This window comes from Streptomyces curacoi (genome assembly GCF_001513975.1).
Taxonomy (GTDB): Bacteria; Actinomycetota; Actinomycetes; order Streptomycetales; family Streptomycetaceae; genus Streptomyces; species Streptomyces curacoi.
The window spans coordinates 365829-378078 of sequence record NZ_KQ947986.1 but is presented as its reverse complement, the minus strand read 5'-3'; the positions used below and the strand labels follow the sequence as shown (position 1 = coordinate 378078).

Sequence of the window (12250 nt, the reverse complement as noted above, 5' to 3'; positions counted from 1 at the left end):
GGCGTATCACTGTGCTCCTCCCCTCGCCAGCCGGTCGGCGGCCGGAGTCGGCCCGCCGCCCGTGTAAGTGACCCGCCACAGCGCCGACTTGGCGTCCGAGGTGAAGAAGCCGCGGCCGTAGTCGAGCACATACAGCGCACCGTCCGGACCGAACCTCCAGTCCATGAGGTTCTTGATGCCGTCGGTGCCGATCGGAACGATCTTCTTCAGCGACTCCGAGTGGACCGGCAGTCCGCCCTCACCGTGCGTCTTCGGGTCGGTGATCACCGCGTTGCGCGGCTGGTCGGCGTCGTAGAAGTCGCCGACGAACCACTTGCCGTCCCAGTACGCCGGCCACTTGACGTCACTGGTCGCTGAGACGGTGTCGTAGCGGTAGACCGGCCCGTTCATCGCGGCCTGCCCGCCGCCCTTGAGCCACGGCAGCAGGTACTTCGCCTCCTCCTGCTGGTACGACGGGACACCGTTCGCGTCGCGCGGGAAGTCGGGGGCGCCGCCCTGGGGCGAGTACCAGATGTTGTTGCCGGTGACCGGCGGGAGGTTGACGAGGCCGTCGTTGTTGGGCGACTCGTTCTTCGGGTGGTCGCAGTCGTACCAGCCCAGCGGCTTCGTCGGATCCGGCAGATTGCGGTCCCGGTACGGCTGCTCGTTGCCCATGCAGTACGGCCAGCCCCGGTTGCTCGCCTTGGTGATGACCGCGAACGTGTCGTACTTGGCCGGGCCCCAGGTCGGGGACGGAGCCGAGGCGTCCGGGCCGACCCAGCCCGCGTACAGGATGTCGGTCTTCTGGTCGACGAAGATGCGGGCGGGGTTGCGGACCCCCATCACATAGATCTCACCGCGCGTCTTGCCGCCGCCCTCGTCGGTCTCCTCGCCGGTGAAGAGGTTCCCGTCCGGGATCGTGTACGTCCCGTCCGGCTCCGGGTGGATGCGCAGGATCTTGCCGTTGAGGTTGTTGGTGTTGCCGGCGGTGCGGCGCGCGTCGGCGAAGGACACGCCCTTGTAGTCGGGCTCGGGGTTGTTGCCCGAGTAACCGTCGCTGAAGCGGCTGGAGTTGTTGTCGCCGGTCGCGATGTACAGGTTGCCCTTCGAGTCCCAGGTCATCCCGCCGCCCGCGTGGCAGCAACTGTGGATCTGCACCGGCCACTTGAGCAGCACCTTCTCGCTGCTCAGGTCCAGCTTGTCGGTGGCCGGGTCGAGCGTGAAGCGGGAGACGCGCCGCTCGGCCATCCGCGTCTCGCGGTTGATCTGTGAGTGCGGCGTGTAGTGCAGATACACCCAGCCGTTCTCCTCGAAGCGCGGGTCCAGCTCAATACCGAGGAGCCCCTCCTCGACCTTGGTCAGCTCGTCACCGCCGCCCTTGTTGCCGAAGACGGTCAACTCGCCCGCGAGCGTGACCTTCTTGGTCCGCGGGTCATAGACGTGGACTTGCCCCTTGCCCTTGCCGATGTCCGGGTTGTTCCAGTCGGTGATCACCGGCTGGGAGGAGTCGGCGCCGCCCCGCCCGATGTACAGGACGCGGCCGTCGGGCGCCGTCACCAGGCCGTGCGGCTCGCCGATCTGGTCGTTCTGCCCCGGCTGGTTGGGCCGGGTGAGGCGCTCGGCCCGGTAGTTGCCGGTGATGGTGGCCTTGCAGTCGGCCCGCGTCAGGCGGGTCGTCCACAGCAGGGCGCCGCGCAGATGCGCACGGAAGTCGGTCTCGTCGTACGACGACACCGTGCCGCCCATGCCGGTGTAGAAGGAGCGCCCGCCGTCGTAGTCACGGCACCAGCTGACCGGATGGTCCCAGCCGTTGGCACTCGACCCCGGCTGGTACGACGACTCACGGACGCGGGCGACCGTATGCACCTGGCCCGACGGGTTCTTCACCCAGTTCAGCCACTTGTCCGGCCGCTTCCACTGCAACGGCAGCTCCTTGGTGGCCGGGTGCTGCCGGTCGCCGACCTCGACGACGGCCCGCTGTACGGTCGTCGGGCCGCCGGCCGCGGGACGGGCGCCCACGAGACCGGTGAACCAGTCCGAGTACGGCTCGGCGCGGGCCGCGTCATGGACGCCGACGAAACCGCCGCCCGCCTCCATGTAGGCCTCCAGCCCCGCCTCCTGCTCCGGGTCGAGGACATCACCGCCGCCGGTGAGGAACACGATCGTGTTGAGGCGGCCCAGCCTGGCCTCGTCGGTGAAGACCGAGGCGTCGTTCGTGGCCTCGACCTTGAAGCGCTGGTCGGCCGGGCCCGACAGGCCGATCTTCTCGATCGCCTCGATGCCGGCGTTCACCACGGGTGACTCCTCGCCGGCGGCCGCGGACCCGTAGAAGATGAGCACCCGTACGTTCGCGCCGCCCGGCGGCGACTTGACGGACATCGTTGTCAGGGACGGCTCCGGGGCCGGGCGCGCGTCGGCGGCCGGGGCCGACACCAGTCCGGCGGCGACCATCCCGGCGGTCACGGTGGTCACCCAGGTCGGTCTTCTCGTGCTCCACCCTCGTAAGTGCATGGGCACCTCCACGGTCACAGGAACAGCGACAAGGAAGCTAGACCCCTTTGCGCCACTCGCCAATACCTATGACCGCACCGGGACGAACTTTGTCCTGGCTGTGGATAAACGGGAGGACGGCCGGTACCGTCTCAGCGGTTCATCCCCGTAATTTCCGTACCGCCGTGGGGAGTTCGGCATGAACAGACGCAGCCTCGACAGGCGTACCTTCAACCGACGCGTGCTGCTGGGCGGCGCGACCGTCGCGACATCGTTGTCCCTGGCGCAGGCGCCCGAAGCCGTGAGCGCCGACTCGCCGCCGCGGACGGCACCGGCCGGCGGCGAGGTCAGGCACCTCAAGCTGTACGCCGAGAGGCTCGCCGACGGGCAGATGGGCTACGGCCTGGAGAAGGGCAAGGCGACGATCCCCGGCCCGCTGATCGAGCTCAACGAGGGCGACACCCTGCACATCGAGTTCGAGAACACCATGGACGTACCGGTGAGCCTGCACGTCCACGGCCTCGACTACGAAATCTCCAGCGACGGCACGAAGCTGAACAAGAGCCACGTCGAGCCCGGCGGCACCCGCACCTACACCTGGCGCACCCACGCCCCCGGCCGCCGCAAGGACGGCACCTGGCGGGCCGGCAGCGCGGGGTACTGGCACTACCACGACCACGTCGTCGGCACGGAGCACGGCACGGGCGGCATCCGCAAGGGCCTGTACGGGCCGGTGATCGTGCGGCGCAAGGGCGACATCCTCCCGGACGCGACCCACACCGTCGTCTTCAACGACATGCTGATCAACAACAAGCCTGCCCACAGCGGCCCGAACTTCGAGGCGACGGTGGGCGATCGGGTCGAGTTCGTGGTGATCACGCACGGCGAGTACTACCACACCTTCCACCTGCACGGTCATCGCTGGGCGGACAACCGCACGGGCCTGCTCACCGGGCCCGACGACCCCAGCCAGGTCATCGACAACAAGATCGTCGGCCCGGCGGACTCGTTCGGGTTCCAGGTGATCGCGGGGGAGGGGGTCGGGGCCGGGGCGTGGATGTACCACTGCCATGTGCAGAGCCATTCGGACATGGGGATGGTCGGGCTGTTCCTGGTGAAGAAGGCGGACGGGACGATCCCGGGCCATGACCCGCACGAGCACGAGCACCGACCGATCATGGGCGGGTGACCCTTCTTCTGACGCGCAGTGACCTGGAAGCCGTACTGGAGCCGGAGAGCTGTCTGGCCGCGCTGCGGGAGGGATTCCGGGACGCGGACGCCGTTCCGGTCGCGGGGCGACGGGTACGGACCGACCTGCCGTTCCCCGGGACGGCGACGGCACTGCTGCCCGGTCTGCTGCCGGGTATCGAGGCGTACACGGTGAAGGTCAACGCCAAGTTCCCGGGTGCGCGGCCCGCTCTGCGGGGAGTGCTCTGCCTGCACGGCGGAGCGGACGGCGAGCTGCTCGCTCTGCTGGACTCGGCGACGATCACGGCCTGGCGTACGGGGCTGGCCGCGGCCCTGGGAACCCACCACCTCGCCGGTCCCGGCGATGTGCTGGGCGTGATCGGCGCGGGGGCGCAGGCCCAGCTGATGCTGCGCGGGCTCCGCGCGCTGCGCGCCTACGGCGACCTGGCCGTCCACGACACGGACGGCGACCGGGCCGCCGACTTCGCCGCACGCCACGGCGGCCGGCTGTTGGGCTCGGCGCGGGAGGTCGTCGCGGTCGCCGACACCGTGCTGCTGGCCACTTGGTCACGGTCCCCGCTGCTGTCCCTGGCCGACACCCGGCCAGGGCAGCACTTCACCAGCCTGGGCGCCGACGAGCCCGGCAAGCAGGAACTGGCGCCCGACCTGCTGGAGGCAGCGCTGCTCGTCGTCGACGACCGTGAACTCGCCGCCGCCATGGGGGCGTTGGCGGCGGCAGACCTGCCCGCGGAAGCCGCCGACACCACCCTCGGTGCGGTGCTGCACGGCATCCACCCGGGCCGTACGAGCGCCGCCGCCCGTTCCGTCTACGCCCCCGTCGGCCTGCCCTGGCAGGACCTGGCACTGGCGTGGGTGGCGTATCGGGCGGCGGAGCGGCAGGGCGTCGGACAGCGGGTCGACCTGCTGGGCTGAGCCGTGTGCGGAGAGCGGGGGGCCGTCCGCGAGACGGGGCTTGAGGCTCGGATCGCCGGGATGGTCGAGGCCGGTGTCGAACCGGGTGGAGCGGCCGTGGCCGAGCAGGTCCTGGCGAAGGTGTCGGTCTTCGTCCGGCCGAGGGCTCGTCGCATGCGGAGGCTCCCGCCGCGGGCGGCCGGGTGGTGCAGTGTCGAACGTCGGTGAGGCGGGCGGATCACGGCCGTGCGCCGGCATCGCGGTCCGGTCGGAGACATCGGCGGCTGCCGCGCGCCTGCATCGGCCGGACCAGGCGGACATGGTCCGTGCCGGGCGCCAGTCGAACCGCGGTCCGGCATCAGCCCGGGCACCGCCCCGAAGCTACGGCAGCGGTCCTGGACGGCGACACCGCTCGGTGCCCGGCCTCAGCGGCGGGACGTCGGCGTGCCGCCGTCGGCGGGCTACGAGCTGCTGGAACCGATGAGGCCCAGGGCCACGCCGACCGAGAACAGCAGCCACCATCTGCGGGTGACGGCGGCTCGGCGCAGTCCCCGCGCAACTGCTTCTCTTCTGGGCGTGCTCCGCATGGCGTCTCCTGTTCCGGGGGTGTGCCGCCCGCTTCCCCGGGGCGGCTGTCAGCAGCAGCCTCCGCTGCCGTCCCGGGGACTGCCAGACGGGATCGGCCGAACGGATCACCTGGTCGTACGGACTTCCGTGCCGTCCTCCGGATCTCCGGTGTACGCGGCTTCCGGATCTCCGGTGTACGCGGCTTCCTGATCCCCGGCGTACGTGGCTTCCGGTGCTCGGAGAGCGCTCTCACCTCCGTCTCCCGCCAGGGCTATCCTGATCCGCAACCCCCGACAAGGAGCCCCGAAGTGACCGACACCGCCCCGCGCCCCACCCTTGAGGCCGTGGCCGCCCGGGCCGGGGTCTCGCGGGCCACCGTGTCCCGGGTGGTCAACGGTGGGGACGGGGTCAGGGAGCCCCTCGTCGCGCGGGTCCGCAAGGCCGTCGAGGAACTCGGGTACGTGCCCAACCAGGCCGCCCGCAGCCTGGTCACCCGGCGGCACGACGCCGTCGCCGTGGTCGTGGCCGAACCGGAGACCCGTGTCTTCGCCGACCCCTTCTTCGCCCTGCAACTCCGTGGCATCAGCAAGGAGCTGACGGCCCACGACAACCAGCTGGTACTGCTCCTCACGGAGGGGCGCGACGACCACGCCCGCGTCGCCCGCTACCTCGCCGGCGGGCACGTCGACGGGGCCCTCGTCTTCTCGCTCCACCTCGACGACCCGCTGCCCGGGCTGATCCAACGCGCCGGGATCCCCACCGTGTTCGGCGGACGGCCCGGCTGGAGCGGCGACCGGCGCGGCGTGGTGTACGTCGACAGCGACAACCGCGGCGGCGCCCGCGACGCCGTGCGTCACCTGGCCGGCCTCGGCCGCACCCGGATCGCCCACATCACCGGCGCCCTCGACCAGACGTCGGCGGTGGACCGGCTCGACGGATACCGCGATGTCATGGTCGACGCCGATCCTCGGCTCATCGCCGAGGGCGACTTCACACCGGCCGGTGGGGAAGGGGCGATGCGGGAGTTGCTCGAACGCTGCCCGGACCTGGACGCCGTGTTCGCCGCGAACGACCTCACCGCGGCGGGGGCCCTGCGGGTGTTGCGCGAGTCCGGGCGCCGGGTGCCGGACGACGTCGCGGTGGTCGGGTTCGACGACATGCTGCCGGTCGCGGAGCAGACCGACCCGCCGCTCACGACGGTCCGTCAGGACATCGAGGAGATGGGCCGGCTGATGGCCCGCCTGCTGTTGCGGGCACCCGACCGGCGCGCCGCCGAGCAGGGCGTCGGCGCCGCGCCGTCCAGCGTGGTGCTGCCGACCACGCTGGTGCGGCGCGCGTCCGCGTGAGGCCGTCCGCGGACATCCCGCAGCCCGGGCCTGCGCCGGCCGCCTCAGCTCTCCGCCGGCTCGCTCTTGATCACCGCGAAGCGCGCCCCGTACGGGTCGGCGAGCTTGGCGACACGGCCGATGTCCGGCAGGTGTGTGGCGGGCATCCGGACCGTGCCGCCCAGCTCCTGCGCCTTGGCGACGGTGGCGTCCGTGTCGGTGACCTCGAAGTACGGCAGCCAGTAGGCGGGGCCCGCCGCCTCCGCCGGATCGTCGGCCTTGTCGACGACCCCGGCGAACATGGCGTCCTCCCCTTGCCCGGCGGGGTTGAACGTGGTGTACGTGCCGCCGAAGAAGTCGACGGCGAAGGTCTCCAGGCCGAGCGTCGCGTTGTAGAACCCCGCCGCGGCCGGCACGTCCGTCGTGTACAGCTCCAGCCAGCACAGTGAGCCGGGCTCCTGGACGACGTCGAGGCCCTTGGTGGTGCCCGGCTGCCAGAGGCCGAAGGGCACCCCCGCCTTGTCGGCGAGGAGGGCCATACGGCCCAGGTCCAGTACGTCCATGGGCTGCATCAGCACCGAGCCGTGCGCCTGCTCGGCCGCCTTCGCCGTGGCGTCCACGTCCGGCGTCCGGAAGTACACCGTCCAGGACGGCGGACCCTGCTCCTCGCCGGTCTGCATACCGCCGGCCACCGTCCTGCCGTCGAGCTGGAAGAGGCCGTACCCTCCGGTCTCGGGGCCGCCCGGCTGGAACCGCCAGTCGAACAGGCCGCCGTAGAAGGAACTGGCGCCCTCGATGTCGGGTGTGCCGAGATCGATCCAGTTCGGCGCGCCGGTGACGTAACGGGTGGTGAGCATCGTCGCCCTCCTCGGCAGGGTCCCGTGTCTGTTCTGCCGAGTCTTGCACCGCCCACTGACAATCGCCGCCGGAACGCAGCCGTCGAGCGGCTCACCGCAGCGGTCACCCGGTGACCGGTGGGGGGCTCGTCGCTTTCACCCGTTCCCGCGCGCCGCCGTGCGCCGCGGGGCGCACCGGGAGACGATCGGATCGGCCGGAGGCCCTGCGGTACGGCGTTGATCCCGCGTTGATCCAACGTTTTTCGCCGACCGGCACGATCCTGCGCATGCACATCGAAACGATCGCAACGATCACCCCGCCCGACTTCGCCTGGCAGCAGGAGGCGTTGTGCGCGCAGACCGGGGCGGACTTCTTCTTCCCCGAGCCGGGCAGCTCCGTGCGCGAGGCGAAGCGGATCTGCGGCATGTGCCCGATCCGCTCCGCCTGCCTGGAGTACGCGCTGGACAACGACGAACGCTTCGGCGTCTGGGGCGGCCTGTCGGAGAAGGAACGCCTGGCGCTCAGGCGTACGTCACGCTGACCGCCGGGTCCCGGGGACCGGTGTGCGTCCACCGCCACCCGCTCGCCCGCCCACGCCGATGCGGGGTACCTGGGGTCAGCCTCCGGCGCGAGCCGCCATCCGGGCCTTGCGGGCGGCGAGCTTCTCGTCGAACTTGGCGGCTTCCGCGTCCAGGCCGCCCATGAACAGGCCCAGCTCCTCCTGCGCCTGCTGCCCCTCGGGGCCGAGGCCGTCGATCTCCATGACCTTCAGGAAGCGCAGCACCGGCTGGAGGACGTCGTCGTGGTGGATGCGCAGGTTGTAGACCTCGCCGATGGCCATCTGGGCGGCGGCGCGTTCGAAGCCGGGGATGCCGTGCCCGGGCATGCGGAAGTTGACGACGACGTCCCGCACCGCCTGCATGGTCAGGTCGGGGGCGAGCTCGAACGCGGCCTTCAGCAGGTTCCGGTAGAAGACCATGTGCAGGTTCTCGTCGGTCGCGATGCGCGCCAGCATACGGTCGCACACCGGGTCACCGGACTGGTGGCCGGTGTTGCGGTGCGAGATGCGGGTGGCCAGCTCCTGGAAGGCGACGTAGGCGATCGAGTGCAGCATCGAGTGCCGGTTGTCCGACTCGAAGCCCTCGCTCATGTGGGACATGCGGAACTGCTCCAGCTTGTCGGGGTCGACCGCGCGCGAGGTGAGCAGGTAGTCGCGCATCACGATGCCGTGCCGGCCCTCCTCGGCGGTCCAGCGGTGCACCCAGGTGCCCCAGGCGCCGTCACGGCCGAAGAGCGAGGCGATCTCGTGGTGGTAGCTGGGGAGGTTGTCCTCGGTCAGGAGGTTCACGACCAGCGCGATCCGGCCGATCTCGGTGACCTTGGACTGCTCCTTGTCCCAGGCCTCGCCGTCCTCGAAGAGGCCGGGGAAGTTACGGCCGTCCGTCCACGGCACGTACTCGTGCGGCATCCAGTCCTTGGCGACCTGCAGATGACGGTTCAGCTCCTTCTCGACCACTTCCTCCAGCGCGTACAACAGCCGGGCGTCGGTCCAGACGGCGGGACTGCCGAGGTGAGGGGAAGTAATCGTCACGGGAACTCCAGGGGACGCACAACATGGGCCAGAGGTGACCGGCGAGCGGTTGCCGGGAACCTACGGAATCGTAGGCTACGAATCCGTAGGTTACGAAGCCGTAGGTTAAGAGTGGCGTAAAGACTGCTGATCAGCCGCCGTTCCGCCCGGGAATTCCCGGGTATGCGAAAAGCCCCGGGACCCGCAGGTCCCGGGGCTGAACAGCGTGTCGCTCAGCGGGTCAGGCGTACAGCTCCCGCATCCGCACCGAGAGACATGTCACACACCCTTCGAGCTTCTCGAACTCGCTGATGTCGACCACGACGGGCTCGTGGCCAAGGTCGGCGAGCAGGTCCGCGGTCTTCGGCGCGCTCGCCGCCATGAGCAGCTTGTCGCCGCCGAGCAGCACCACGTGCGCCCCGGACTCCTCCGGCACCGGCAGGAAACGCGGGAACAGCGACGGGACGTCCAGCTGCGGGATGCGCCCGAGAATCGTTCCGTCGGGCAGCGCCGTGATCGCCGACTTCAGGTGCAGCACCTTGCTCACCGGCACGGCGACGATCCGCGCCCCCAGCGGCTCGAAGGCGGCCCGCAGCTGCTGGACGCCGGCCGCGTTGGTGCGGCCGCCGCGGCCGACGTAGATCGTGTCGCCGACCTTCAGCACGTCGCCGCCGTCCAGCGTGCCCGGCTCCCAGATCCAGTTCACGGAGCAGCCGAGCGAGGCCACGGCCTCCTCGACGCCGATGGTCTCCGCGCGCCGGGACTCGGCACCGGGCCGGGTGATCAGCGCGACGTTCTTGTACATGACGGCCGTGTCCTCGACGAACACCGAGTCCGGGCAGTCGTCGGCCGGGTCGACCTCGACCGTCTCCCAGCCGTGCGTACGCAGGGCCGCCACGTACGCCTCCCACTGCTCGACCGCGAGATCGACGTCGACCTTCTCCCGCTCGATGTGCGTCACCAGCCCTTCGGCGAGGCGCGGGCTGGGGCGGCGGACGAGGGCCTTCTTGCTGGGCACGGGGATCTCCGGGTCGGTGGCAGGTTTCGGCGCCCATCATGCACAGGACACCGGTCCGCCATCATGCAGGGCCCGTCCGCCCACACAAAACCCTCATGGTCAGGCTGTGGCCCTCCTGAGATGCTCCGCGGTGAAGGAGCCGCGGGCTTCGAGGAGCTGTCGCGGGGTTCCCTCGAAGATCACCCGGCCCCCGTCCCGGCCTCCGTCGGACCCCAGGTCGATGATCCAGTCGGCGTGCGCCACCACGTCCAGGTTGTGCTCGACGACGATCACCGTGTTGCCCGTGTCGACCAGCCGGTCCAGCAGGCCGAGCAGTGTGGCGACGTCCGACATGTGCAGCCCGGTGGTCGGCTCGTCGAGGACGTACACCGCTCCCGTGCGGTGCAGCCGCGTGGCCAGCTTGATGCGCTGCCGCTCACCGCCGGAGAGCGTGGACAGCGGCTGCCCGAGGGTGAGATACGTCAGCCCCACGTCCCGCAGGGCGCGCAGGCGCCGTCGTACGCCCGGGTCCTGGAGGAACTCCAGCGCCTGGCCGGCCGTCATCTCCAGCACGTCCGCGACGGAGCGGCCGTCAACGGTCAGCCGCAGCACCTCGTCCTTGAAGCGCCGCCCGTCGCAGTCGTGGCAGGTCGTGGTCACCGGGTCCATGAACGCGAGGTCGGTGTAGATGATCCCGCGGCCCTCGCAGGTCCCGCACGCACCGGAGGAGTTGAAGCTGAAGAAGCCCGGCTCGGCACCCGTCTCGCGCGCGAAGATCTTCCGCACCGTGTCCATGACTCCCAGATACGTCGCCGGAGTCGACCGTGCCGAGATCCCGATTGACGACTGGTCCACGACGACCGCGTCGGTGTGCGCGGCGGTGAACTCGGCGACCAGCGTGCTCTTGCCGGATCCGGCGACCCCGGTCACCAGGGTGAGCACCCCGGCCGGGAACCCGACCGTCACGTCCCGCAGGTTGTGCCTGCCTGCGCCCTTCACCCAGAGCACCCCGCTCGCCGCCCGTACGTCCTCCTTGAGCGCCGTACGACGCCCCAGGCACCGTCCGGTCACCGTGCCCGACTCCGCCAGCTCGCCCGGCGTCCCCTGGAACACCACCCGCCCGCCGTCCGCGCCGGCCCCCGGCCCCATGTCGACGACGTGGTCGGCGAGCGCGATGACGTCCCGGTCGTGCTCGACCACCAGCACGGTGTTGCCCTTGTCGCGCAGTCGCAGCAGCAGCTCGCCGAGGCGGCCCACGTCGCGCGGGTGCAGGCCGACGCTGGGCTCGTCGAAGATGTACGTCATCCCGGTCAGACTGGAGCCGAGATGGCGGACCGTCTTCAGGCGCTGCCCCTCGCCGCCGGAGAGCGTGGACGTCTCGCGGTCGAGGCTGAGATAGCCGAGGCCGATGGCGTCGACGCGTTCTAGGGCGGTGACTGCGGCGCGGGCGATCGGTCCGGCGACCGGGTCGTCGATCTCCTTCAGTACCGCGATGAGGTCGGTGACCTGCATACGCGTGCAGTCGGCGATGTTCCGGCCGTTGATCCGGGTCGCGAGCGCCGCCGCGTTGAGGCGGGCACCGTCGCAGGCCGGGCAGCTGCCCTCCGCCAGGAACTCCCGCACCAGGTCACGGGTCTTCTGGCTCATCGCCGACAGGTCCCGCTTCAGGTACAGCCGCTCGAAGCGGGTGGCCAGCCCCTCGTAGTCGGTGGTCCAGGTGCCGCCCGAGCCGGTCACGGTGACCTTGCTGCCGGGGCGGCCGTGCATCAGGAACTCCCGCTCGGCGGCCGTGAACCGCCCGACGGGCTTGTGCGGGTCGAGCTCGGCGCTGTTCGTGTACGCCTGCCCCTGCCAGGTGCCCGCGGCGAACGGAGGGAAGCGGACCGCCCCGTCGGCCAGCGAACGGTCCGGGTCGAGGATGCGGTCCCAGTCCGGCCGTACCGTCCGCCCCAGGCCGTCGCACTCGGGGCACATGCCGGAGGGGTCGTTGAACGAGTACGCGGTCGCCGGGCCGGCGCTCGGGGTGCCGTGCCGGGAGAACAGCACCCGGATCACCGAGTAGATGTCTGTCATCGTGCCGACCGTGGACCGGGAGTGGCCCCCGATCGGCCGCTGGTCGACGACGATCGCGGGGGAGAGGTCCTGGAGCTCCTCCGCGTGCGGGCGCTCGTACTTGGGCAGCCGGTTGCGCACGAACCACGTGAAGGTCTCGTTGAGCTGGCGCTGCGACTCCACCGCGATCGTGTCGAAGACGACCGACGACTTCCCCGATCCCGAAACGCCGGTGAACACGGTCAGCCGGCCTTTCGGGATGCGGAGGGTGACGTCCTTGAGGTTGTTCTCCCTGGCTCCGGTGATGGTGATGAAATCGGGCATGCAGCCGAA

Annotated in this window: 10 protein-coding genes; 4 read left to right on the top strand and 6 right to left on the bottom strand. The window is 70.6% G+C overall.

Going from position 1 to position 12250, the window contains the following annotated elements:
- Nucleotides 1–6: 6 nt before the first annotated feature.
- Complete coding sequence (locus tag AQI70_RS11430; protein WP_208607339.1) at nucleotides 7–2490, bottom strand: ThuA domain-containing protein; 2484 nt, start codon at nucleotides 2488–2490, stop codon at nucleotides 7–9.
- A 178-nt stretch (nucleotides 2491–2668) separates the two neighbouring features.
- Here AQI70_RS11430 and AQI70_RS11425 point away from each other — a divergent pair, with 178 nt between their 5' ends.
- The gene (locus AQI70_RS11425) at nucleotides 2669–3658 is read left to right on the top strand and encodes a multicopper oxidase domain-containing protein (protein WP_062147126.1); all 990 of its coding nucleotides are present in this window, start codon (nucleotides 2669–2671) and stop codon (nucleotides 3656–3658) included.
- Entirely contained in the window at nucleotides 3655–4590 is a 936-nt protein-coding gene (locus AQI70_RS11420; RefSeq protein WP_062147124.1) for an ornithine cyclodeaminase family protein, read from the top strand. The genes AQI70_RS11425 and AQI70_RS11420 overlap by 4 nt, the downstream gene beginning before the upstream one ends.
- Before the next feature lie 440 nt (nucleotides 4591–5030).
- On the opposite strand, the gene AQI70_RS40630 is transcribed toward AQI70_RS11420, so the two are convergent.
- Entirely contained in the window at nucleotides 5031–5156 is a 126-nt protein-coding gene (locus AQI70_RS40630; RefSeq protein WP_268746663.1) for a hypothetical protein, read from the bottom strand.
- A 288-nt stretch (nucleotides 5157–5444) separates the two neighbouring features.
- On the opposite strand from AQI70_RS40630, the gene AQI70_RS11415 reads away from it, so the two are divergent.
- Nucleotides 5445–6482 (top strand): LacI family DNA-binding transcriptional regulator, encoded by a 1038-nt coding sequence (locus tag AQI70_RS11415; protein WP_062147123.1) that lies wholly within the window; start codon nucleotides 5445–5447, stop codon nucleotides 6480–6482.
- A gap of 44 nt (nucleotides 6483–6526) precedes the next feature.
- Here the strand turns inward: AQI70_RS11415 and AQI70_RS11410 are convergent, their stop codons facing one another.
- Entirely contained in the window at nucleotides 6527–7318 is a 792-nt protein-coding gene (locus AQI70_RS11410; protein WP_062147121.1) for a VOC family protein, read from the bottom strand.
- 266 nt (nucleotides 7319–7584) lie between these two features.
- Here AQI70_RS11410 and AQI70_RS11405 point away from each other — a divergent pair, with 266 nt between their 5' ends.
- Nucleotides 7585–7839, top strand: coding sequence for a WhiB family transcriptional regulator (locus AQI70_RS11405; RefSeq protein ID WP_200865560.1), 255 nt, complete (start codon nucleotides 7585–7587; stop codon nucleotides 7837–7839).
- A 75-nt stretch (nucleotides 7840–7914) separates the two neighbouring features.
- On the opposite strand, the gene AQI70_RS11400 is transcribed toward AQI70_RS11405, so the two are convergent.
- From AQI70_RS11400 to AQI70_RS11390, 3 genes are all read right to left on the bottom strand, one after another.
- A complete protein-coding gene (locus AQI70_RS11400) occupies nucleotides 7915–8889 on the bottom strand; it encodes an acyl-ACP desaturase (RefSeq protein ID WP_062147119.1) in 975 nt (324 codons plus the stop codon).
- A 220-nt stretch (nucleotides 8890–9109) separates the two neighbouring features.
- Complete coding sequence (gene ddaH / locus AQI70_RS11395; protein ID WP_062147117.1) at nucleotides 9110–9886, bottom strand: dimethylargininase; 777 nt, start codon at nucleotides 9884–9886, stop codon at nucleotides 9110–9112.
- Nucleotides 9887–9985: 99 nt separating this feature from the next.
- Nucleotides 9986–12241, bottom strand: coding sequence for an ATP-binding cassette domain-containing protein (locus AQI70_RS11390; RefSeq protein WP_062147115.1), 2256 nt, complete (start codon nucleotides 12239–12241; stop codon nucleotides 9986–9988).
- Nucleotides 12242–12250: the final 9 nt, after the last annotated feature.

Coding starts and splice junctions, on each gene's coding strand:
- AQI70_RS11430 (WP_208607339.1), bottom strand. CDS start 2,490: ATGCACTTACGAGGGTGGAGCACGAGAAGACCGACCTGGGTGACCACC.
- AQI70_RS11425 (WP_062147126.1), top strand. CDS start 2,669: ATGAACAGACGCAGCCTCGACAGGCGTACCTTCAACCGACGCGTGCTG.
- AQI70_RS11410 (WP_062147121.1), bottom strand. CDS start 7,318: ATGCTCACCACCCGTTACGTCACCGGCGCGCCGAACTGGATCGATCTC.
- AQI70_RS11405 (WP_200865560.1), top strand. CDS start 7,585: ATGCACATCGAAACGATCGCAACGATCACCCCGCCCGACTTCGCCTGG.
- AQI70_RS40630 (WP_268746663.1), bottom strand. CDS start 5,156: ATGCGGAGCACGCCCAGAAGAGAAGCAGTTGCGCGGGGACTGCGCCGA.
- AQI70_RS11390 (WP_062147115.1), bottom strand. CDS start 12,241: ATGCCCGATTTCATCACCATCACCGGAGCCAGGGAGAACAACCTCAAG.